At 63.0% G+C, this 21,361-nt stretch carries 20 protein-coding genes; 15 read left to right on the top strand and 5 right to left on the bottom strand.

The genetic code is table 11. From position 1 onward, the window contains the following. Positions 1-190: 190 nt before the first annotated feature. The 8 genes from dusB (at position 191) to hflX (ending at position 10,402) form a co-directional block, all read left to right on the top strand. Positions 191-1,213: a tRNA dihydrouridine synthase DusB gene (gene dusB / locus FJ426_RS11030; protein WP_140561170.1), complete on the top strand. Its 1,023-nt coding sequence runs from the start codon at positions 191-193 to the stop codon at positions 1,211-1,213. Next, positions 1,210-2,352, top strand: a complete 1,143-nt coding sequence (locus FJ426_RS11025; RefSeq protein WP_140825207.1) for a nitrogen regulation protein NR(II) — start codon at positions 1,210-1,212, stop codon at positions 2,350-2,352. The genes dusB and FJ426_RS11025 overlap by 4 nt, the downstream gene beginning before the upstream one ends. Beyond that, a complete protein-coding gene (gene ntrC, locus FJ426_RS11020; protein ID WP_140515418.1) occupies positions 2,349-3,809 on the top strand; it encodes a nitrogen regulation protein NR(I) in 1,461 nt (486 codons plus the stop codon). Before FJ426_RS11025 ends, ntrC begins: the two co-directional genes overlap by 4 nt. A gap of 129 nt (positions 3,810-3,938) precedes the next feature. After that, positions 3,939-6,224, top strand: coding sequence for a PAS domain-containing sensor histidine kinase (locus FJ426_RS11015; RefSeq protein WP_181172786.1), 2,286 nt, complete (start codon positions 3,939-3,941; stop codon positions 6,222-6,224). Beyond that, entirely contained in the window at positions 6,214-7,575 is a 1,362-nt protein-coding gene (locus tag FJ426_RS11010) for a sigma-54 dependent transcriptional regulator (protein WP_140498569.1), read from the top strand. The genes FJ426_RS11015 and FJ426_RS11010 overlap by 11 nt, the downstream gene beginning before the upstream one ends. A 183-nt stretch (positions 7,576-7,758) precedes the next feature. Further along, positions 7,759-8,622: a D-amino-acid transaminase gene (locus FJ426_RS11005; RefSeq protein WP_140498570.1), complete on the top strand. Its 864-nt coding sequence runs from the start codon at positions 7,759-7,761 to the stop codon at positions 8,620-8,622. 145 nt (positions 8,623-8,767) lie between these two features. Beyond that, entirely contained in the window at positions 8,768-9,013 is a 246-nt protein-coding gene (gene hfq, locus FJ426_RS11000; RefSeq protein WP_006202172.1) for an RNA chaperone Hfq, read from the top strand. Continuing rightward, positions 9,014-10,402 (top strand): GTPase HflX, encoded by a 1,389-nt coding sequence (hflX, locus tag FJ426_RS10995; RefSeq protein WP_140561174.1) that lies wholly within the window; start codon positions 9,014-9,016, stop codon positions 10,400-10,402. It abuts the gene before it with no gap. Between the two features lie 6 nt (positions 10,403-10,408). On the opposite strand, the gene mazG is transcribed toward hflX, so the two are convergent. Together mazG and FJ426_RS10985 are read right to left on the bottom strand one after the other, a co-directional pair. Next, a complete protein-coding gene (gene mazG / locus FJ426_RS10990; protein WP_140561176.1) occupies positions 10,409-11,233 on the bottom strand; it encodes a nucleoside triphosphate pyrophosphohydrolase in 825 nt (274 codons plus the stop codon). 88 nt (positions 11,234-11,321) lie between these two features. Next, entirely contained in the window at positions 11,322-12,506 is a 1,185-nt protein-coding gene (locus FJ426_RS10985) for an amino acid aminotransferase (protein WP_140561178.1), read from the bottom strand. A 205-nt stretch (positions 12,507-12,711) separates the two neighbouring features. Here FJ426_RS10985 and FJ426_RS10980 point away from each other — a divergent pair, with 205 nt between their 5' ends. The 5 genes from FJ426_RS10980 to FJ426_RS10960 all read left to right on the top strand — a co-directional run bounded on the left by FJ426_RS10980 (position 12,712) and on the right by FJ426_RS10960 (position 16,304). Next, complete coding sequence (locus FJ426_RS10980) at positions 12,712-13,233, top strand: sigma-70 family RNA polymerase sigma factor (protein ID WP_246675531.1); 522 nt, start codon at positions 12,712-12,714, stop codon at positions 13,231-13,233. Beyond that, a complete protein-coding gene (locus tag FJ426_RS10975; protein ID WP_140561181.1) occupies positions 13,230-14,003 on the top strand; it encodes an anti-sigma factor in 774 nt (257 codons plus the stop codon). Before FJ426_RS10980 ends, FJ426_RS10975 begins: the two co-directional genes overlap by 4 nt. A 23-nt stretch (positions 14,004-14,026) precedes the next feature. Further along, the gene (locus FJ426_RS10970) at positions 14,027-14,743 is read left to right on the top strand and encodes a Bax inhibitor-1/YccA family protein (RefSeq protein ID WP_140525179.1); all 717 of its coding nucleotides are present in this window, start codon (positions 14,027-14,029) and stop codon (positions 14,741-14,743) included. A 205-nt stretch (positions 14,744-14,948) separates the two neighbouring features. Continuing rightward, complete coding sequence (locus FJ426_RS10965; protein ID WP_140561183.1) at positions 14,949-15,833, top strand: aldose 1-epimerase family protein; 885 nt, start codon at positions 14,949-14,951, stop codon at positions 15,831-15,833. Between the two features lie 78 nt (positions 15,834-15,911). Beyond that, positions 15,912-16,304 (top strand): GFA family protein, encoded by a 393-nt coding sequence (locus FJ426_RS10960; RefSeq protein WP_140561185.1) that lies wholly within the window; start codon positions 15,912-15,914, stop codon positions 16,302-16,304. 43 nt (positions 16,305-16,347) lie between these two features. On the opposite strand, the gene FJ426_RS10955 is transcribed toward FJ426_RS10960, so the two are convergent. After that, entirely contained in the window at positions 16,348-17,865 is a 1,518-nt protein-coding gene (locus FJ426_RS10955) for a winged helix-turn-helix domain-containing tetratricopeptide repeat protein (RefSeq protein ID WP_181172787.1), read from the bottom strand. A 135-nt stretch (positions 17,866-18,000) separates the two neighbouring features. On the opposite strand from FJ426_RS10955, the gene FJ426_RS10950 reads away from it, so the two are divergent. Further along, on the top strand, positions 18,001-18,261 hold the full coding sequence (locus FJ426_RS10950) for a DUF1127 domain-containing protein (RefSeq protein WP_181172788.1): 261 nt from the start codon (positions 18,001-18,003) through the stop codon (positions 18,259-18,261). 358 nt (positions 18,262-18,619) lie between these two features. Next, a complete protein-coding gene (locus FJ426_RS10945) occupies positions 18,620-19,387 on the top strand; it encodes a putative nucleotide-diphospho-sugar transferase (protein ID WP_210239466.1) in 768 nt (255 codons plus the stop codon). A gap of 385 nt (positions 19,388-19,772) precedes the next feature. On the opposite strand, the gene FJ426_RS10940 is transcribed toward FJ426_RS10945, so the two are convergent. Both FJ426_RS10940 and FJ426_RS10935 read right to left on the bottom strand, forming a co-directional pair. Next, positions 19,773-20,258 (bottom strand): heme-binding protein, encoded by a 486-nt coding sequence (locus FJ426_RS10940; RefSeq protein WP_140561186.1) that lies wholly within the window; start codon positions 20,256-20,258, stop codon positions 19,773-19,775. Positions 20,259-20,538: 280 nt separating this feature from the next. Then, positions 20,539-21,360, bottom strand: coding sequence for an MBL fold metallo-hydrolase (locus tag FJ426_RS10935; RefSeq protein ID WP_140525182.1), 822 nt, complete (start codon positions 21,358-21,360; stop codon positions 20,539-20,541). Position 21,361: the final 1 nt, after the last annotated feature.

Genomic DNA, 21,361 nt, shown 5'->3' with positions numbered 1-21,361 from the left:
AGATTGTAGGCCGAACAGGAAGCCCTAAAACGTCCATTGCGTGTTCGTGCAAGGCGCGGCGCTTTGCTCGGGACTGCAGCCGAGCTCGGCATTTCCCAATTGCGCCGTAATGTGGCGTCATTCCGCGTTGCACATTGCGGCCGATATGGCTAGAGAATGTGCAGCAAATGAACATGCTTGGTTTTTGTGCATGCTTGACCTGACCAAATTGGCCGCACCTCTCGATGTCGGCGGCGTGAGTATCCGCAATCGCGTGTTCCTCGCGCCGATGTCGGGAATTACCGACGAGCCGTTCCGGCGACGCGCCCATGCGCACGGCGCCGGCATGGTCGTGTCCGAAATGGTGGCAAGCGGCGAGCTCGCCAAAGGCAGGGCCGGCTGCGACCTGCGCATACGTCATTCGGGCCTGCCCGTCCATATGGTGCAGCTTGCCGGCCGCGAGGCGGCACATATGGCCGAAGGCGCGCGCATCGCCGCCGGCGAGGGCGCCGACATCATCGACATCAATATGGGTTGCCCCGCCAAGAAGGTGACCGGCGGCTATGCCGGTTCGGCACTGATGCAGGACCTCGATCATGCACTGTCGCTGGTACACGCCGTGGTCGGCGCGGTCGGTGTGCCGGTGACGCTGAAGATGCGGCTCGGCTGGGACGAAACGGCGCTCAACGCGCCGGACCTGGCGCGCCGTGCCGAGCAGGCGGGCGTCAAGATGGTGACGGTGCACGGCCGCACGCGCTGCCAGTTCTATCAGGGCAATGCTGATTGGCGCGCAATAGCCCGCGTCAAGGCTGCCGTGTCGATCCCGGTTGTCGCCAATGGCGATGTGTCTTCGCCTGCGCAAGCAGCCGCTGTTCTGGAGCAATCCGGCGCCGATGCCGTGATGGTGGGCCGCGCCCACTACGGCGCGCCCTGGGTCGCCGGAACCATCGCGGCCGCGGCGGCAGGCGAGCTTGCCCGGCTACCGGAAAGCGCTGCGGAACTGACCGACTACATCATTGCCCATTACGAGGACATGCTTGCGCTCTACGGCGTCGAGAGCGGCCTGCGCCAGGCGCGCAAGCACCTCGGCTGGTATCTGGACCGCCATGCCGGCGCCGTTGCCGGCGAAAGGCGCAAGGCCATTCTCACGTCTTTCGATCCCACGCGGACGATTACCTTGCTTCGCGAGGTGTTTTCGGCCGCCGAGCAAGCACCCTTGCGGAGCGCCGCATGAACGCCTCCGTCAGCCAGGGCCCGGAAATGGCGGATGCTGCCCAGATCGTGCTCAACACCATCCGCCGTCCGGTCATCATGATCAGTTCGGAGGGGTTCATCACCTTCGCCAACGCCGATGCGGAGGACTTCTTCCGCTCGAGCGCGACGATGCTCGCCCGCAACACGCTGTCAAAGCTCATTCCCTTCGGCAGCCCGTTGCTGACACTGGTCGACCAGGTGCGCGAGCGCCGGGCCCCCGTCAACGAGTACCGGGTCGACGTGTCGTCTCCGCGTCTCGGCATCGAGAAGGTGGTCGATCTCTATGTCGCCCCGGTGCCGGAGTTTCCAGGCTCCGTCGTGGTGATGTTCCAGGAACGGTCGATGGCCGACAAGATCGACCGGCAGATGACGCACCGCGGCGCGGCGCGCTCGGTGACCGGTCTGGCGGCGATGCTGGCTCACGAGATCAAGAACCCGCTCTCCGGCATCAGGGGCGCTGCCCAGCTGCTTGAACTGTCCGCTTCCGACGAGGATCGCGCGCTGACGCGGCTGATAACCGACGAGACCGATCGCATCGTGTCGCTGGTCGATCGCATGGAGGTGTTTTCCGACGAGCGGCCGATTGACCGCTACCCCGTTAACATCCATGTCGTACTCGACCATGTGAAGGCGATCGCGAAGAACGGTTTTGCTAGGAAAATCAAGATATTGGAGGATTATGATCCTTCATTGCCTCCGGTTTTCGCCAAACGCGACCAGCTCATCCAGGTGTTCCTCAACCTGGTCAAGAACGCCGCCGAGGCGATCGGCGGCGATCCCCAAGGTGAAATCGTCCTGTCGACGGCCTTCCGGCCGGGCATTCGCGTTTCGGTTCCAGGCACTCAGGATCGCGTGTCGCTGCCGCTCGAGTTCTGCGTGCGCGACAACGGTTCCGGTGTTTCGGAGGACATCCTGCCGATCCTGTTCGATCCCTTCATCACCACCAAGCCGAACGGCTCGGGACTGGGCCTCGCGCTGGTGGCCAAGATCGTCGGTGAGCATGGCGGCATCATCGAATGCGAATCGACGCCGCGCGCGACAATGTTCCGCATCCTGATGCCGGCCTGGAAGGAAACGGCGCTCGGTGCCGATGAAGACGCTGAAGGAGACCGCAAATGACCGTTCGCGGCAATATTCTCGTCGCCGACGACGATGCGGCGATCCGTACGGTCCTCAACCAGGCCCTTTCGCGTGTTGGCCATGAGGTGCGCGTGACCTCCAATGCCTCGACGCTGTGGCGCTGGGTGGCGGCGGGCGAGGGAGATCTCGTCATCACCGACGTGGTGATGCCGGACGAGAACGCATTCGACATGCTGCCGCGCATCAAGAAAGCACGGCCGGAGCTGCCCGTCATCGTCATGAGCGCCCAGAATACGTTCATGACGGCGATCCGTGCCTCCGAGACCGGCGCCTACGAATATCTGCCGAAGCCGTTCGACCTCACCGAGCTCCTCAACATCGTCAACCGGGCGCTGTCGGAGCCTCGGCGCCCCAAGATCGACGCGCGGCCGGAAGAGCAGCCCGAGACCATGCCGCTGGTCGGCCGCTCGGCCGCCATGCAGGACATCTATCGCATGCTGGCGCGCATGATGCAGACCGACCTGACGGTGATGATTTCGGGCGAATCGGGCACCGGCAAGGAGCTGGTGGCGCGTGCGCTGCACGAATATGGACGCCGCCGTGGCGGCCCTTTCGTTGCCATCAACATGGCGGCTATCCCGCGCGACCTGATCGAATCGGAACTGTTCGGCCATGAGAAGGGCGCCTTCACCGGTGCGCAGAACCGCTCAACCGGCCGCTTCGAACAGGCCGAAGGTGGTACGCTGTTCCTTGACGAGATCGGCGACATGCCGATGGAAGCGCAGACGCGCCTGCTGCGCGTCCTCCAGCAAGGCGAATACACGACGGTCGGCGGCCGCACGCCGATCAAGACCGACGTGCGCATCGTCGCCGCCACCAACAAGGATTTGCGCACGCTGATCAACCAGGGGCTCTTCCGCGAGGATCTTTTCTATCGCCTCAATGTCGTGCCCCTCAGGCTGCCGGCACTGCGCGAGCGCTCCGAGGACGTGCCGGACCTCGTCCGGCACTTCTTCAAGCTCGGCGAGATGGAGGGTCTCCAGACCAAGCGTATCTCGTCGGGCGGCATCGAATTGATGAAGCGCTATCCCTGGCCGGGCAATGTGCGCGAACTGGAAAACCTGGTCCGCAGGCTCGCCGCGCTCTATTCACAGGACGAGATTTCCGCCGAGATCATCGAGGCGGAACTCAAGACCGGCGAGCGTCCCGTGGTGCCGGGCGGCGGCAACCTCATTCCCGACGACCTGTCCATCGGCCAGGCGGTCGAGCATTTCCTGCAGCGCTATTTCACCTCGTTTGCCGGCGAATTGCCGCCTGCCGGGCTGTACCAGCGCATTCTCTCGGAGGTCGAATATCCGCTGGTGCTGGCCTCGATGACCGCGACGCGCGGCAACCAGATCAAAGCCGCGGAACTGCTGGGGCTCAACCGCAACACGCTGCGCAAGAAGATTCGCGAACTCGGCGTCAACGTCTACAAATCGTCGCGCCAAGCCTGAGCCGGGATAGAGCCGAAGCGCTTTTCCGGGGGACTGTCCGCGAAAGATTTCCGTCCAGGCCACACTTGTTGCATAATCGCCACAATGCGTTGCATAGATCCGACGCAATCACTGGCTCTAGACGGCGACATGGCTTCGCAGGCTCCGACACCGAACGAACCGCTTTTCAACGACCCCGGCACGCGTGACGGGCGCCGGCTGCTGGCGCTGCCCGGCGTGGTGGCGGTCGTCGGTGCGCTGGTCATGGCGGCCATTTCGTTCGCGATCCTGGTCGGCGCGACGCCGATTGCGCCCGATGCCAGGACAACCTGGGCGCTGATCGCGCTCAACGCCATCTTCGTCCTGTTGCTGATCGCACTGATCGGCCGGGAGGTGCATCGCATCGTCATGGCGCGCCGGCATGGCAAGGCAGCCTCGCGGCTGCATGTGCGCATCGTGGCCATGTTCGCGCTCGTCGCCGCCATCCCCGCCATCATGGTGGCCATCATCGCATCGATCACGCTCGATATCGGCCTCGACCGCTGGTTCGAGATTCGCACCAAGACGATCGTCAATTCGTCGCTTTCCATCGCCGATGCCTATGTGCAGGAAAACGCGCGCAACCTGCAGGGCACGACGCTGTCGATGGCCTATGACCTCGACGCGTCGCGCACGCTTTACGGCCTCGACCGAACTGGCTTCCTCGATCTGATGAGCAAGGAGGCGGTGGGCCGCTCGCTGGCGCATGCCGCGCTGATCAAGCCCGACGGCTCCTTCGTGATGAGCGCCAAGACCGATGCCGACTTCGCCATGCCGGAACCGCCGGAGGGAGCGGTCGCCAGCGCCACCGACGGCAAGCCGGTTCTGATCGAGCCGCGCACGCGCAACATCATGGGCGCCATCGTCAAGCTGCGTGAGATCGAGGGGCTCTACCTCTACACGATCCGGCTGGTCGATCCCGAGGTGATAAAGGCGCGCCAGATCGTCAGATCGAACACCGACGAATATCGCAATCTCGAAGACAACAGGCGCACTTCGCAGGTGGCTTTCGCGTTGCCTTATCTGTCGTTGACTTTGATTATCATCCTGTCGGCAATCTGGACCGGCATTGCCGTGGCCGACCGGCTGGTGCGGCCGATTCGTCAGCTCATCGGCGCTGCCGACGAGGTCGCGACCGGCAATCTCGACGTCGCCGTGCCGGTGCGCCCGTCCGACGGCGACGTTGCCTCGCTCGGCAATACTTTCAACAAGATGCTGCAGGAATTGAAATCGCAGCGCAACGAGATCCTGTCGGCCAAGGATCTGATCGACGAGCGACGGCGCTTTTCGGAAGCGGTGCTGGCCGGTGTCACCGCCGGCGTCATCGGCGTCGATCCTTATGGCATCGTCACCATCGTGAACCGCTCGGCCGAGTCCATGCTGGCCATTTCGGCCAGTGCGGCGCTCGGGCAGAACCTTTCCGCCATTCTGCCGCATGTCGGCCGCGTCTTCGAGATCGGCCGCCAATCGGGCAAGCCCGTCTATCGCGAGCAGGTGACGTTTTTCCGCGCCGGCACGGAGCGGACTTTCAACGTGCAGATCACCATCGAGGCCGGCGATAACGGCACGGAGGAGAAATCCTACGTCGTGACGGTCGACGACATCACCGATCTGGTCCAGGCGCAGCGCTCCTCTGCCTGGGCCGATGTGGCGCGCCGCATCGCCCATGAGATCAAGAACCCGCTGACGCCGATCCAGCTTTCAGCCGAGCGCATCAAGCGCCGCTACGGCAAGGTCATCACCGAGGACCGCGAGGTGTTCGACCAGTGCACCGACACGATCATCCGGCAGGTCGAGGATATCGGTCGCATGGTCGACGAATTCTCCGCTTTCGCGCGCATGCCGAAGCCCGAGATGAAGTCCATAGACCTGCGTGAATCCCTGCGCGAGGCCTCCTTCCTGGTCGAGGTGAGCCGTTCCGACATCACGTTCGAGCGCATATTCGGCAACGAACCGCTCAAGGGTACTTTCGACAGCCGCCTGTTGGCGCAGGCTTTCGGCAACGTGATCAAGAACGCTGCCGAAGCGATCGACGGGCTGGAACAGAAGGACGGTTCGCACGGCATAATCCGGATTCAAGCCGGACGTCAGAATGGCGCGATTCGCATCGATGTCATCGACAATGGCAAAGGCCTGCCGCGGGAGAATCGTCAGCGGCTGCTGGAGCCCTACATGACCACACGTGAGAAGGGCACGGGCCTTGGCCTCGCCATCGTCAAGAAGATCGTGGAGGACCATGGCGGCAGGCTGGAGCTCCACGATGCGCCTGCGGATTTCCACGGCGGGTGCGGCGCGATGATCAGCATCATCCTGCCACCTGCGGCCGTGGCGCCAGCGCGCGGCGAAAGCAGGACGGAACACGAAAGAGAAACTGAAAAGGTCGGTAATGGCGTCTGATATTCTGATCGTCGATGACGAGGAAGACATCCGTGAGCTCGTCGCAGGCATACTGAGCGACGAAGGTCACGAAACCCGCACGGCATCCGATGCCGACACCGCGCTGGCAGCCATCGCCGACCGAGCGCCGCGGCTGATTTTCCTCGACATCTGGTTGCAGGGTTCGCGCCTGGACGGCCTGGCTTTGCTGGACGAGATCAAGACCATGCACCCCAACCTGCCGGTGGTAATGATTTCGGGCCATGGCAACATCGAGACCGCGGTCTCCGCCATCAGACGCGGCGCCTATGACTTCATCGAGAAGCCCTTCAAGGCGGACAGGCTGATTCTGATTGCCGAGCGTGCGCTGGAAACCTCCAAGCTGAGGCGCGAGGTTTCCGATCTCAAGCTGCGCAGCGGCGAGACCTTCGACCTGATCGGCATGTCGTCGGCGATGAGCCAGTTGCGCCAGACCATCGAGCGCGTCGCGCCGACCAACAGCCGCGTCATGATCATTGGGCCCTCCGGATCTGGCAAGGAGCTGGCCGCGCGCGCCATCCACACGCTGTCGGCACGCAAGAGCGCGCCTTTCGTGACGCTGAGCGCCGCCAACATCACGCCCGAACGCATGGAGATCGAACTGTTCGGCACCGAATCGAACGGTGTCGAGCGCAAGGTCGGCGCCCTGGAGGAAGCCCATCGCGGCATCCTCTACATCGATGAGGTGGCTGACATGCCGCGCGAGACGCAGAACAAGATCCTGCGTGTGCTGGTCGAACAGCAGTTCGAGCGCGTCGGCGGCACCAAACGGGTCAAGGTCGATGTCCGCATCATCTCCTCGACGTCGCAGAACCTGGAGGCGATGATCGCCGATGGCCGTTTCCGCGAGGATCTTTATCATCGCCTTGCGGTGGTACCGGTGACGGTGCCGGGACTTGCCGAGCGGCGCGAGGACATTCCTTATCTCGTTGACAATTTCATGAAGCAGATCGCCCGTCAGGCCGGCATCAAGCCGCGCCGCATCGGCGATGACGCCATGGCGGTGCTGCAGGCGCACAATTGGCCAGGCAATGTTCGCCAATTGCGCAACAATGTCGAACGGCTGATGATCCTGGCGCGCGGCGACAATGTCGATGCGCCGATCACCGCCGACCTGTTGCCGTCCGAAATCGGCGATGTCATGCCTCGCACGCCGAACCAGTCGGACCAGCACATCATGGCGCTGCCGCTGCGCGAGGCGCGCGAACAATTCGAGAAGGACTATCTGATCGCCCAGATCAACCGGTTCGGCGGCAACATCTCGAAAACGGCCGAGTTCATCGGCATGGAGCGTTCCGCGCTGCACCGCAAGCTGAAGTCGCTCGGCGTCTGACTGATATCTTGAGCGGTTCGGCGTTTGATGCATTGCCGGCCCGGTTCGATACCTTGCTCAAGCAGTTCCGGCCGGAAAACCGTTACACGCTTTCTGGAGTTGCTTCAGTGGCCCACGCGATTATCCATCACTGTTGAGGCGGAATCGCTTAAACAAGCCGAAGCAGATCCCCCGAGGTGACAAATGCCGCGTATTGCCTATGTGAACGGGCGCTACACCGCTCATGCCGATGCCGCTGTGCATATCGAAGACCGTGGCTACCAGTTCGCCGACGGCGTTTACGAGGTCTGCGAAGTGGCGCGCGGCTTCATCGTGGACATGCCGCGTCACCTCGCCCGGCTGAACCGTTCGCTGAGCGAGCTGTCGATCGGCTGGCCCGTCACCCCAGGCGTCCTGCCGCTCATCATGCGCGAAGTGGTCAATCGCAACCATGTCGTCAACGGCCTGGTTTACGTTCAGGTCACACGCGGCGTCGCCAGCCGCGACTTCGCCTTCCCCTCGGCTGATACCAGGCCGTCGCTGGTGATCACCGCCAGGAAGCTGGATCCCGCTGCTGGAGCCAAGCGGGCCGAGACCGGTATCGCCGTCATCACCGTGCCCGAGAATCGCTGGGATCGCGTCGACATCAAGAGCACCGGCCTGCTAGCCAATGTGTTAGCCAAGCAGAAGGCCAAGGAAGCTGGCGCGCAGGAAGCCTGGTTCGTGGATACGGACGGCAACGTCAAGGAAGGCGGGTCGTCGAATGCCTGGATCGTCACCAGGGACGGCGTTCTGGTCACCAGGCCCGCCGAGCACGGTATTCTGCGCGGCATAACCCGCACCACCATGTTTGAAGTGGCGGCCAAGCTCGGACTCAAGATCGAGGAACGCGGTTTTTCCGTCGCCGAGGCCAAGGCGGCGAGGGAGGCTTTCATCAGTTCCGCGACCACGATCGCCATGCCGGTCGTGGCCATAGACGGCGACCCGATCGCCAACGGCCACCCCGGCTCGATAACACTTTCGTTGCGGCAAGCCTTTTTTGACATTGCGGAAAAAAGTCCAGCCTGATAACCGCACAGGTGGAATGAACATCAATATATCTCGTTCTGCTTGTCGTTACTGACGACAAGACGGTGTTTGCGCGCTTGACATGTGCTGGTTAATTTGGCGCATTGGCCTGCAAACCGAAGGGGATCGGCGAAAGACAAGAACAATGGCGGAACGATCGCAAAACCTTCAGGACCTGTTCCTGAACTCTGTTCGCAAGAGCAAGAACCCGCTCACCATCTTTCTCATCAACGGCGTGAAGCTGACCGGCGTCGTCACTTCATTCGACAATTTCTGCGTCCTGCTGCGCCGCGACGGCCACTCCCAGCTCGTCTACAAGCACGCCATTTCCACGATCATGCCGAGCCAGCCGGTTCAGATGTTCGATGGCGAGGAAAGCCAGGGCGCCTGATTGGCACGTGAGAAGGACCCGGACCGCAGCGTTCGCGGAAAATCAGCACATCAGCCGGGGACGGAGGCCGAGGGTCCGACCCGGGCAGTTGTCATCGTGCCGGTGCTTACCCGCCAGCCGCGCGGCGAGGACGACACCAGCCGTCCGCGGTTGACGCGCTCGGCAGAGGCCCGTCATGATGAGGCGGTCGGCCTTGCCCGCGCCATCGATCTTGATCTGATCCACACGGCCGTGGTTACCATCAACGATCCACGTCCGGCGACCTTGCTCGGCAGCGGCAAGGTCGAGGAGTTGGCGGAGATCGTTAAGGAAGGGCACGCGGAGGTGGTCATCGTCGATCATCCGCTGACGCCGGTGCAGCAACGCAACCTCGAGAAGGAATTCAACGCCAAGGTGCTGGACCGCACCGGGCTGATCCTCGAGATCTTCGGCGAGCGCGCCCGCACCAAGGAAGGCACGCTGCAGGTCGAGCTTGCCCATCTCAACTACCAGAAGGGCCGGCTGGTGCGCAGCTGGACCCACCTCGAGCGCCAGCGCGGCGGTGCCGGCTTCCTCGGCGGCCCCGGCGAAACCCAGATCGAATCGGACCGGCGCGTCCTGCAGGACAAGATCGTCAAGCTGAAGCACGAGCTGGAGACGGTGCGCCGCACCCGCGACCTGCATCGTGCCAAGCGCAAGAAGGTGCCGTTTCCGGTGGTGGCCATCGTCGGCTACACCAATGCCGGAAAATCGACGCTGTTCAACAAGCTGACCGGGGCAGGGGTGCTGGCGCAGGACATGCTGTTCGCCACGCTCGATCCGACGCTGCGCCGCGTGCGGCTGCCGCACGGCACGCCGATCATCCTCTCGGACACGGTCGGCTTCATCTCGGACCTGCCGACGCATCTCATCGCGGCTTTCCGCGCCACGCTTGAAGAGGTGGTCGAGGCGGATCTCATCATCCATTTGCGCGACATCTCCGATCCTGACACATCCGCCCAGGCCGAGGACGTCGAGCGCATCCTGGCCGATCTCGGCGTCGACGCCGGCGATACCAAGCGGGTCATCGAGGTCTGGAACAAGGTCGACCTGCTCGATGAAGGCAATCGCGCACGGCTGCTTGCCGAGAGTACGGATGCCAAGGCGCCTCCCGTCGCCATATCGGCTGTCACGGGCGAAGGCATCGACGCGCTGAACGCGATCATCGAGACACGCATGTCCGGCGAGCTTGAAGATCTGACGGTGACGATCGGGCCGGCGCAGTTCGGCCTTGTCGACTGGCTTTACCGCAATGGCGATGTCGTTTCGCGAACCGACAATGACGACGGCAGCGCCACCATCTCCCTCAAGGCCACGCAAAGTGCCCGCGAAGAGATCGAAAGCAGATTGCGTCGCAAGAATAACGGCTAACGCCAGTTATTTCGCGCTCTTCGCTTCCTGCCAGAGCGCTTCCATTTCGTCCAGATCAGCCTTTTCCAGCGAGCTGCCGGAATTCTCCAGGGCCTGCTCGACATAGTGGAAGCGCGAACGGAATTTCTCGTTGGTGCCGCTTAGCGCTGCTTCCGAATCGAGCTTCAGGTGACGGCCGAGATTCACGACGGCAAACAGCATATCGCCGAATTCATCCTTGATCTCCGCGGTTTGGCCTTTGGCCAGCGCCTCGCGCAATTCGCCGATCTCTTCCTCGATCTTGTCGAGGATGGGCGCTGCCTCGCTCCAGTCGAAACCGACGCGGGCGGCCTTCTCCTGAAGCTTCAATGCCCGCGTCAGTGCGGGCAGGGCGACCGGCACGCTGTCCAGAAACCCCTTGCCGTTGTCTTCCGGGTCGAGTCCGCGCGCGAGACGGGCGCTACGCTTCTCGGCCTTCTCTTGTGCCTTGATCTTCTCCCACATGCCCTTGGCCATGCCGGCACTGCGGGCCTGTTCGTCGCCGAAAACATGCGGATGGCGGCGGATCATCTTCGTGGTGATGGCCTGGACCACGTCTCCGAAAGCGAACTCGCCGGCCTCCTCAGCCATCCGCGCGTGGTAAACGACCTGCAACAGGAGATCGCCGAGTTCGTCGCGCAGATCGTCGAGATCGCCGCGCGCGATGGCGTCGGCCACCTCATAGGCCTCCTCGATCGTGTAAGGCGCGATGGTCGAGAAATCCTGTTCGATATCCCAGGGACAGCCGGTCTTTGGCGCACGCAGCGCCGCCATGATTTCGATCAGGCGCGAAATGTCTTTCGATGGCTTCATGCGGCGGATGCTATCGCGCGGTCCGCGCGCGGCCAATGCTGTCGGCGAGCGAAGCGGGCTTGTCCACAGTTGCGCCGAACAAGTCCGGTCAGTCGAGCACGGAAACGATCGCCTTGGCGAGCTTGTCCATGCCGTCTTCCGGCAGGCCGGCGACATTGATGCGGCTGTCGCCGACCATGTAGACGCCATATTCCGCGCGCAGCCGTTCGACCTGCGCTTCCGTGAGCCCAAGCCGGGAAAACATGCCGCGATGGCTGGCGACGAAATCGAAGCGGTCGGAATTGGACTGCCGGCGCAGCGCCTCGGCGAATTGCACCCGAAGCCTGAGCATGCGCAGGCGCATCTCCTCGAGCTCGGCTTCCCAGTCCGCGCGCAAGACCGCGTCCTCGAGCACGATGCGCACTGCCGCTGCGCCATGGTCCGGCGGCATCGAATACATGGCACGAGCCGCCGACAGCATCTGGCCCAGCGCCACGTCGGCCTGCGCGCCGTCCCTGGCCAGGATCATCGCCGCGCCGACACGGTCGCGGTAGACGGCGAAGTTCTTCGAGCAACTGGACGCGACGACCATTTCCGGAACTTTTTCGGCCAGCAGCCGCAGTCCGGCGGCATCGGCCTCGAGGCCATCGCCAAAGCCCTGATAGGCAATGTCGACAAACGGCAGCAGGCCGCGCTCGACGACGAGATCGGTGACAGCGGCCCACTGCGCGATGTCCAGATTGGCGCCGGTCGGGTTGTGGCAGCAGCCATGCAGCAGCACCACGTCGCCGCCCTTCGCGGTGCGCAGTGCTGCCAGCATGTCGTCGAAGCGAACGGCGCCCGATATCGCGTCGAAATAGGGATATTCACGGATTTGCAGCCCGGCGGCGCGCATCACTGGCATGTGGTTCGGCCAGGTGGGGTCGGACAACCAGACCGTCGCATCGGCACGGGTTCGCTTCAAAAGCTCGGCTACCAGCCGCAGCGCGCCGGAGCCGCCCGGCGCCTGCGCAGCACGGATCCGCGTCATGTCTGCATCCGCACCGAAGGCCAGCCTGGCCATCACGGTATTGAACCCGGTGTCGCCGGCGAGGCCGAGATAAGTCTTGGTGTCCTGACCCTGCAGCAGCCGCTTCTCCGCCTCGCGCACGGCCCGCATGACCGGCGTCTTGCCGTCGCGATCCTTGTAGACGCCGACACCGAGGTCGACTTTGTCGGGTCGAGGATCGGCACGATAGAGGCCGATCAGGGCAAGGATCTTGTCGGCGGCAGCCGGCTGAAGGTTTTCAAACATCTGCATGGTTCCGTTGGCGCGGCGGAGTGATACGCAAATCGACCCCCTTGCACCAGCGGTTTTAACTCGCGCCAGCCTGAATCGCATAGCCTGGCATCGCTGCGAGCTACCTCGGCGGCTGCATATCTGCGGCGTTTCGCGAAAAAATCTGCGGGGCCGGGATTAAAACCCCCACATGTTCCGTAAACAGGGCATGAAACGGTCGATGCCACGCTTCGATATCGTCGGACAACTCGGTTCGCTCAGGCGTTACGCGCGCTCGCTGACGCGCGACGGTGCCGATGCCGAGGATCTCGTGCATGACGCTCTTGTGCGCGCCTATGAGCGGCGCGGCACCTTCCGCTCGGGCGGGAACCTGCGAGCCTGGCTGCTGTCCATCGTCCACAACACGTTCATCGACCGCATGCGCTCGCGCCGCTCGGAGGCAGCGCGCCTCGAACAGGCGGGATACCTTGCGGACGGCAGCGCGCCGGCGCCGCAGGAGCATTCGGTGCGCCTGGGCCAGGTGCGCGATGCTTTTTTCAGCCTGCCCGAAGAACAGCGCTCGGCCCTGCATCTCGTCGCCATTGAGGGCCTTTCCTACAGCCAGGCGGCCGATGCCAGCGGCGTGCCACTCGGAACACTGATGTCGCGCATCGGTAGGGCGCGCGCCGCGCTTCGGGAGATGGAGGAGGGGACTCCGACGAAGGCGAAAAATCACCTCAGGATTGTTGGAGGCCCGTCATGACAGGAACTATCGACCCCGTGACGGACGCCGATCTCGACGCCTATGTCGACGATCAGCTCGACGTCTCGCGCCGTATCGAAGTCGAGGCCTTCCTCTCCGCCCGGCCGGAAGCGGCCGCGCGTGTGATGTCGGATCTCAGGATGCGGGACGAACTGCGCGTGGCGCTGGCCGGATCAGGCGGCATGGCGAGGCCGGTGACGACCGATGCCGCGCGGCGCCTGGAGAGGGGGCTTGCCCGGGGCCGCATCTTCGGCGTCTTGCAACGTGCCGCGGCGGTGGCCGCTTTCGTCGCCGCCGGCTGGCTGGCCAACGGCATCGTCGGGCCGATGTCGGTGACCAGGGTCGTCGCCTCGCCGCAGCCGCCCGCCTATGTCGACGAGGCGGTGCGCGCACACAGGACGACCCTTGTGCGCGAAAGCATGTCTTCGCAGGCCGAGGCGCCAAACTACAATGCCGGCGAAATCCGCGCGGCGACGGCCATCGTCATGCCGTCCTTGCCCAAGGACTGGAAGGTCCGCGACGTGCAGGTCTATCCATCGCGCTTCGGCCCCAGCGTCGAGATGGCGGTCGAGACCAAGGAGATGGGCTTGGTGTCGCTGTTCGCGATACGGCCGGGAACCTTCGACGTGGTCAAGCCGACCGTCGCGCCCTCGGGCGACATTTCCTCGGCCTATTTCCAGATCGGCGAGGTCGCTTATGCGGTGGTTGCGCAAAGCGAGGTCCGCGACCTCGACCGCGCCGCCGAGACGCTTGCGAGAACGCTTTACTGATCCGTTCACAAAGGAGAATGCAAATGAACACGCCCAATCTGGGATACCGCGTCGGCACCGGCGCACAAAGCGGCGCCCTCTACGACGAGGGCCTGCGCCAGCACATGCTGCGCGTCTACAACTATATGGGCCTCGGCCTCGTGGTCACCGGCCTCATCGCGTTCATGGTGTCGTCGACGCCCGCGCTCTACGTGCCAATCTTTTCCAGCCCGCTGAAATGGGTGGTGATGCTGGCGCCGCTCGCCTTCGTCCTGCTGTTCTCGTTCAAGATGCAGACGATGTCGGCGGCAAGCGCGCAGGCGATGTTCTGGGCCTTCTGTGCGGTCATGGGTCTGTCGCTGGCCTCGGTCTTCCTGGTTTTCACCGGAACCAGCATCGCACGCACCTTCTTCATCGCCGCCACCATGTTCGGCGCCACCAGCCTCTACGGCTACACGACCCGGCGTGACCTGACCCAGTTCTCGTCCTTTCTGATCATGGGCCTGATCGGCGTGGTGATCGCCAGCATCGTCAACATCTTTCTCGGCTCGACCGCTTTGCAGTTCGCCATCTCGGTGATCGGCATCGCCGTGTTCATCGGCCTGACTGCCTGGGACACGCAGTCGATCAAGGAACAGTATGCGGAGAACTTCGACGCGGAGTCGCGGCAGAAGCTGGCCGTTTTCGGCGCCTTCTCGCTCTACCTCAACTTCGTCAACATCTTCCAGCTGTTGCTGAACTTCACCGGCGAGCGGGAATAGTCCGAACTGTAGCAGGCAACACCTTGCATCTTGCCGTGGCCGGAGGGAAATCTCCGGCCACTCTTCATTTGAGACGGCGCCTTGCCCGCTTGTGCCATCGCACGTTCATCGTGACTGTGTGAAACGCAATGCAAACCGCCGCCTTGAGTTCACGCCTGGCCATTTGCTAGCCTGCCGGCCAAGCAAAGACAAACCGCGAGAACATATGGCACAGGACAGCCAGACACTTCATGGCGACGACATCTCGGCCGTTATAGTCGGGCAGGGGGCCGAACTGGTCTCGCTGCGGGATGCGGATGGGCTGGAGCTTGTGTGGCAGGCCGGACCGGCCTGGCGCCGTCATTCCCCGGTGTTGTTTCCGATCGTCGGCCGGCTGAAGGGCGACCAACTGCGCCATCGCGGCCAGACCTATCCGATGACGCAGCACGGCTTCGCCCGCGATAAGTCGTTTGCCTGGGCGGAGAGGGGTTCTCGGTCCTGCATGCTGGTGCTCACCGACGACACGGAGACCCGAACGCACTACCCCTTCGCCTTCCGTCTGGCGGTAACCTACACTCTCGACGGCCGGCAGCTTGGCGTCACGTTCGAGATCACCAACACCGGCGACGAGCCGCTACCGGCGTCGATCGGGGCGCACCCGGCATTCAACTGGCCGCTGCTGCCGGACCTGCCCAAGGAGGCCTACCGCCTGACCTTTGCAAAGCCCGAGCATGCGCCGATCCGCCGTCTCAAGGACGGGTTACTGCTGGCGGCAAGGCAGCCGACGCCCATCGAGGGCAACATTCTCGCTTTGTCGGATCGGCTGTTTGACGAGGATGCCTTGATCCTGGACCAGCCTTCCAGCACCGCTGTGCGTTACGGTGCCGATCGTGGTCCGGCGATCGAGATGCATTGGAACGGATTCCGGGAATTGGGCGTCTGGTCAAAGCCGGGCGGCGCGCCATTCCTCTGCATCGAACCCTGGCACGGCCTCGCCAGCCCGGTGGATTTCGATGGCGAATTCGCCGACAAGCCAGGAGTGATGCTGATCGAGCCGGCCGGAAGGCGCGTGCTCGGCTATCGGATCGAACTTCAGCCGCAGACGCATTAGCTGAAAGGCTGGCGTCGCGTTCATGGATGGTGGAGTTGTTCGTAAACATCCAGCTCGCTTGATTTGGAGGAATGCAGCATGGACCGATTCACCGGCGGTTGCCTGTGCGGCAACGTCCGAATTGTGGCGACTGGACGCCCATACCGGGTGGGCCTTTGTCACTGTCTCGACTGCCGCAAGCATCACGGGGCGCTTTTTCATGCTTCCGCGATTTTCCCTCAGGATGCGGTGACGATCGATGGCGAAACCCGTGACTACGCCGGGCGGTTCTTCTGTCCCCGTTGCGGCTCGACCATTTTTGGTCGCACCGCCGACGAAATCGAAGTGAACCTGGGATCCCTGGATGCCCCGGACCAACTGACGCCGACCTACGAAAGCTGGATCGTCCGTCGCGAGTCCTGGTTGCCGCCGTTTCCGCTCACGAGACGATATGAGCGCGATCGTGACGCCACGGGCCGCTTCGAGGAGTAGACAAACGGCGGGAAGGCGGCGTGGTCAGGGGACCAGCGGCGCTTCACTCCGGAAGGCCGGCCTTGCGGAAGCCATCGACGAAATGGTCGAGCATCGCCGGATCGCGGAAGGGCTCCGTCCAGACCCAGTGGCTGGTGGTGAAATGCGGATTGCCGACGAGGAACAGTTCGACTTCCGCGCGCGCCTCATCGAGCCGTCCGAGCTGCGCGAGGCTGGCCGCCAGGAAGCGGCGTGAGCTGGTGCGGTAAGTCTCGTCCCGACGCAACGTCTCGACCGCGGCCTCGTAGTCGCGCGCCGCATATTGCGCCGCGCCGAGCGTCAGATAGTACCAGCTTGCCGGAAACGGGTTGAGCCGGAACGCCTTGCGGATCTGTTCGAGTCCTTCCTCGACCCGCCCGGCCAGCACGGAGATGTCAGACAAAGTCGCCCAGGCATCGGCCTCGTTGGGGTCGAGCTCGAACGTTCTGGCGAACTCGGCATCCGCCTCGGCGAAGTTGCGTTCATAGGCAAGCAGGTTGCCGAGCACCCATCGGCAGCCGGCGTCGTTGGGATCGATCGCCACCGCCTTGCGCGCCAGCTCCAGGGCAATACGGCGGTTGGGTTCCACCGGCTCGCCCCAATGCACCCATCCCATCCAGTGGTTCATGGCAAGCCAGCGATAGGCCTCGGCATAGTCCGGATCGAGCGCGACCGCGCGCGTCAGCATCAGATGCGCCTCCCGCGCGGTCTGCGGCGAATCGTCGATCAGCTTGCGCGCCCGCACGCACAGATCGTAGGCCTCGAGAGTCTTGGGCCGATTGCGCGGCGGCGGCGCGCGCAGCCGGCCAAGCAGCGCCTCCACGATCTTGGCCGTCACCTCGTCCTGAACGGCAAAGATATCGTCCAGGCCGCGATCGAAGCGTTCCGCCCACAGGTGATCGCCGCTCGCCGCGTCGACCAGCTGGGCGTTGATGCGCACGCGCCCCGCGGCACGTCTTGCGCTGCCCTCCAGGAGGTAGCGCACGCCAAGCTCCCGGGCGATCTCGCGCACGTCCGCCGCCTTTCCCTTGTAGGCGAAGGTCGAATTGCGCGCGATGACGAACAGACCCGAGGCCCTGGACAGGTCGGTGATCAGGTCTTCGGTCAATCCGTCGGCGAAGGGCTCCTGTTCGGGGTCGTTGCTGAGATTGACGAAGGGGAGCACGGCTATCGACGGTTTGTCGGGCAGCGGCAAAGCTTTTCGGTTCGCGCCATCGAGGGGTTCGACGATCCCCGTGAAGCGGTAGCCGACGCGCGGAACAGTGGTGATCCATTCACCGCCGTCGGCGGACGGACCAAGCAGCTTGCGCAGCTGCGCGATCTGGACGGTGAGATTGCCTTCCTCGACGGCCGTACCCGGCCACGCCGCATCCATCAGCTTGGCCTTGTCGAGGATTTCGCCAGGCCGCCCGACGAGCGCCGCCAACAGCTTCAGCCCGCGGTAGCCGACGGCAACAGGATCATCGTTCCGAAGCAGCGTTCCCGCATCCGGATCAAGCACGAACGGACCGAAGGCAAAGCGCGATCCCTGCATAAGGCGCATCTATAGCCCGTTTGGAAATTTTGAGAACTATTTGGGAGAGCTTAATTACGGCACTGTTCGCATCCGGCACAATTCAACCTCTTTCAGGTCGAGGTCCCAAGTCGAGGACCCACCCTCAAACCATAGGAGGTTGCCATGAACGATACCCTTGCATCGACGCGGTGTCCGACGGTGCGGCCGAGAATGCCTGTAGTGCTGGCGGAAGCGTCGCGTCGGCACTTGGCGACCCTGCGAAGCATTGTCGCGGCCTGGCACGATCGGACCTGGCGCGAGCGGATACGCTTTCGCTGGGAGCTTGAGCGAATGTCGAAGGACAATCCCCATCTGATCGACGACATCGGACTGACGAGAGGGCAGGTCGAGGCAGAGCTCGCAAAGCCTTTTTGGGAACGGTAGGCCGAATGCTGCAACCAGAGCGAGCGGAGCTCATTGAAAGTTCTGGGGTAGGGAGGTTGCCTCGAGAAGCCGGGGGCAAACCAGCAGCGCGTCGCCAGATCCAAAGCACGAACTCGCCGAGGTCATCGACCAGGTGGATCCTTACGGCTGCATCATGGCCGGCGAAATGATCTGGTTGAGCGCAAGGACAGGAGTTCCAGACCGCGGCCTCGGCCCAGCTGGCGCCCCTCGTCAACAAAATGGTTGTGGCCCAATGTTTTCTGCGCCGCTACCGATGACTTTATCGCATTGCGAGGCTATTCGGACTTATTGCTATATGCTTGGCGTCTAAATATTCATATCCTAATAAGGCTTCGCGTTGCTCACCCACATTCTTGATTTGTTCCGGGCCACCAAACACAGGCACCGGGAAATGCTCGCTCCCTTCCCGATAAACCCACAGCCGTCCGGCAACCCGGACAAGGCCGGTGAAATCGTGGCGTTCTTTACGATCAACTCCTTCTATGAGACAGAAGCCGCTCGCATGACCGCGTCAGCGTGGCGTCTTGGCCTTTCTGTCCAAGCCCGGCCATTCGCCGACGCTGGATCCTGGGTGCGCAACGCGAGCCTGAAGCCGACATTCCTTGTCAATATGCGTAGGAGGCTTCAGGGACCGCTGCTGTATGTGGACGTCGACACGGTCTTCCATCATGATCCCTGGCCGGAGCTCGCCGGTTTTGATTGCGACATCGCGGTCTATCGCGAAAGTGGCCGGCTGATGGCTGGAACCATCCTCATCAACGATACGCCGGCTGCTCGCGAGATCCTCGCCTTGTGGAAGAAGCGCAGCGATGAAAACCCGGAAGTCTGGGATCAGGTCGTGCTGCAGGAAATCCTCGACGAAGATCAGGCCTCGGCAAGCCCGCGCTATCGCGAAGGCCAGCTCCCGGCGCCGTTCTGCTGGGTGTTCGACCGCCTTGAGAATGGGAAGCCCGATAAGGTGTATATCGAGCAGCTCCAGGCGAGCCGGGAAATCTATGAGCGGCACGCTCGCGGCAAAGCACGCAGAGGTCTCAACCGTCGGCAGGACCGAGTCCGGACCATTGAGCGCATTCTTGACGAACACAGAGAGCGGCTACGCAGGTAGCCGACGACAGCCATTGCTGCAGCTTCGATGCCCTCGCGGGCGGCGACGAAGCGGCTGCCATGTGGCCTGTGATCTGCAAAGCGTTCATTCCAATTCACCAGTTTAGCAGAACGGGCACCAAAAACCGTGTCAGGAGAGTTGAGGTGGGGAGATTGGCTGCGCACAAGCAGGAGCGACATTCCCACCTTGCCGAAAGTCGCATAAGATAGATTATGGAACTAAGCTTCCAGCTCGGGTCTCAGGATCGGCCGTCGGTTGCCGGTCGAATGCGATCTTACGTCCGCCGGTTCCGGTGTGGAGACAGGGTTCACAGACTGAACCCCGTTCAACAGAGCAGCCCGCCTTGGACGGGCTGCGTTGGCATCTTAGGCAGGTCTAGGCAGGTCTACTCGGCGGCGCCGATCGCCTTGAGCCCGGCGGCGGCGCATTTGGCGTCGATATCGCCCGAAGGAGCACCGCCGACGCCAATGCCGGCCACCAGGGCATCGCCGAACTTGACCGGCAAGCCGCCAGCCTGGATCACCATGCGACGATCCATGTCACGCATGCCGTCATTTGCCGGCTTGGAGGCTATGAATTCGGCGAGCCCCGCAGTGTCGCGACCCAAGGCTGCCGCGGTGAAGGCCTTGCCTTCGGCGCTGGATGCGGTGTGTGCGCCGGAATTATCGGCCTTGAGCAGCACTTGCGTCGCGCCGCTCCGCGCCACGATGGCGACGCTGACATTGCTGCCTTCGGCAGCGCAGGCCTCCAGCGCGGCTTGTGCTGCCTTGGTTGCCCGCTCAAGCGGCAAGTAAGGGACGGTTGGCAATTCCTGCGCTGTGGCAGCGATAGGAGCAAGAAGCGTCACTGTAAGTACGAGTTCGCGAATCATCGGGCCTCTCCTTTCCAACTAACGGGCAAAGGTTAGCGCCTCTTGCTCTCAATGTATATTTTAGGAAGCCATCACATAGACTGCCTGTCAGGCCTGCAATGCAGATCGACGAGCATCCACCGGCCTGACAATGCAATCCTCTTTTGGCATTTTGCAATCTTGAAGCGACAGCGAACTGGCGGCGGCCGTGTGGCGATCCCAGGTGCAAGATCTCGACATCGGACCTGTATCGGCGGCTCGCTGCCAGGCGATCAGTGCCATCAGCTATGAAGAGAATATTCTATCTGTCTGATCTATAACGAATTTCAAGCGCCATGCCATCAAATGCCGGCTCGACATTTGCCGGAGTCTCAGCCATCACGGTAGCGTAGTCCAGCGGCCCATGCATATGGGTCAGCACAGCCTGTTTCGGGGCCAGCCGCTCGATCCACTCAAGCGCCTCGCCAAGCGACAGATGGCTCGGGTGCGTCCTGTACTGCAGCGCGTCGATGATCAGGACATCGAGATTACGCAGCCGTTCGGCGGTGGCAGCCGGAAAATCGCTGATGTCGGGGCAATAGGCTAGTCCGCCGATGCGGAAGCCGAGCGATATGATGTCGCCATGGACCTGCGGCAGCGGCTCGAGGGTGAGGGCACCGCCCTCGCCTTCGATCACGACCGGCTTTGTGTGATCGATGATATGGGCGTCGACAATCGGTGGATAGGAACTGCCTGGCGGCGTCTCGAAACAGTAGCCGAAGGCCTGGCGCAGCCGCAGCATCGTTGGCTGGTCGGCATGGATATCGATCCGCTGCCGCTGGTCGAGCACGAAGCCGCGCAAGTCGTCGATGCCGTGGATGTGGTCGGCATGTGGATGGGTGTAGACGACGGCATCGATGCGTTTGACCGAGGCCATCAGCATCTGCTGGCGGAAATCCGGTCCTGTGTCGATGACGACGGTGGTGCGGGCGCCGCTCTCGGCAATCCGCTCGACAAGGGCTGCCGTGCGCATGCGCCGATTTTTCGGATTGTGCGGATCGCAATTGCCCCAGTCGCCGGTGATGCGCGGCGTGCCCGGTGACGAGCCGCAGCCGAGAATGGTGAGGCGCAGCCGGTCTGTCATC

This window comes from Mesorhizobium sp. B2-6-4, from assembly GCF_006441495.1.
Classification (GTDB): domain Bacteria; phylum Pseudomonadota; class Alphaproteobacteria; order Rhizobiales; family Rhizobiaceae; genus Mesorhizobium.
Note: the sequence above shows the minus strand (reverse complement) of the source record. Positions and strands in the feature narration are given on the sequence as shown.

What these genes read in the sequence shown, in the direction of transcription:
- dusB (WP_140561170.1), top strand. Translation starts at nt 191, where the DNA reads ATGCTTGACCTGACCAAATTGGCCGCACCTCTCGATGTCGGCGGCGTG.
- FJ426_RS11025 (WP_140825207.1), top strand. Translation starts at nt 1,210, where the DNA reads ATGAACGCCTCCGTCAGCCAGGGCCCGGAAATGGCGGATGCTGCCCAG.
- ntrC (WP_140515418.1), top strand. Translation starts at nt 2,349, where the DNA reads ATGACCGTTCGCGGCAATATTCTCGTCGCCGACGACGATGCGGCGATC.
- FJ426_RS11015 (WP_181172786.1), top strand. Translation starts at nt 3,939, where the DNA reads ATGGCTTCGCAGGCTCCGACACCGAACGAACCGCTTTTCAACGACCCC.
- FJ426_RS11010 (WP_140498569.1), top strand. Translation starts at nt 6,214, where the DNA reads ATGGCGTCTGATATTCTGATCGTCGATGACGAGGAAGACATCCGTGAG.
- FJ426_RS11005 (WP_140498570.1), top strand. Translation starts at nt 7,759, where the DNA reads ATGCCGCGTATTGCCTATGTGAACGGGCGCTACACCGCTCATGCCGAT.
- hfq (WP_006202172.1), top strand. Translation starts at nt 8,768, where the DNA reads ATGGCGGAACGATCGCAAAACCTTCAGGACCTGTTCCTGAACTCTGTT.
- mazG (WP_140561176.1), bottom strand. Translation starts at nt 11,233, where the DNA reads ATGAAGCCATCGAAAGACATTTCGCGCCTGATCGAAATCATGGCGGCG.
- FJ426_RS10985 (WP_140561178.1), bottom strand. Translation starts at nt 12,506, where the DNA reads ATGTTTGAAAACCTTCAGCCGGCTGCCGCCGACAAGATCCTTGCCCTG.
- FJ426_RS10980 (WP_246675531.1), top strand. Translation starts at nt 12,712, where the DNA reads ATGCCACGCTTCGATATCGTCGGACAACTCGGTTCGCTCAGGCGTTAC.
- FJ426_RS10975 (WP_140561181.1), top strand. Translation starts at nt 13,230, where the DNA reads ATGACAGGAACTATCGACCCCGTGACGGACGCCGATCTCGACGCCTAT.
- FJ426_RS10970 (WP_140525179.1), top strand. Translation starts at nt 14,027, where the DNA reads ATGAACACGCCCAATCTGGGATACCGCGTCGGCACCGGCGCACAAAGC.
- FJ426_RS10965 (WP_140561183.1), top strand. Translation starts at nt 14,949, where the DNA reads ATGGCACAGGACAGCCAGACACTTCATGGCGACGACATCTCGGCCGTT.
- FJ426_RS10960 (WP_140561185.1), top strand. Translation starts at nt 15,912, where the DNA reads ATGGACCGATTCACCGGCGGTTGCCTGTGCGGCAACGTCCGAATTGTG.
- FJ426_RS10955 (WP_181172787.1), bottom strand. Translation starts at nt 17,865, where the DNA reads ATGCGCCTTATGCAGGGATCGCGCTTTGCCTTCGGTCCGTTCGTGCTT.
- FJ426_RS10950 (WP_181172788.1), top strand. Translation starts at nt 18,001, where the DNA reads ATGAACGATACCCTTGCATCGACGCGGTGTCCGACGGTGCGGCCGAGA.
- FJ426_RS10940 (WP_140561186.1), bottom strand. Translation starts at nt 20,258, where the DNA reads ATGATTCGCGAACTCGTACTTACAGTGACGCTTCTTGCTCCTATCGCT.
- FJ426_RS10935 (WP_140525182.1), bottom strand. Translation starts at nt 21,360, where the DNA reads ATGACAGACCGGCTGCGCCTCACCATTCTCGGCTGCGGCTCGTCACCG.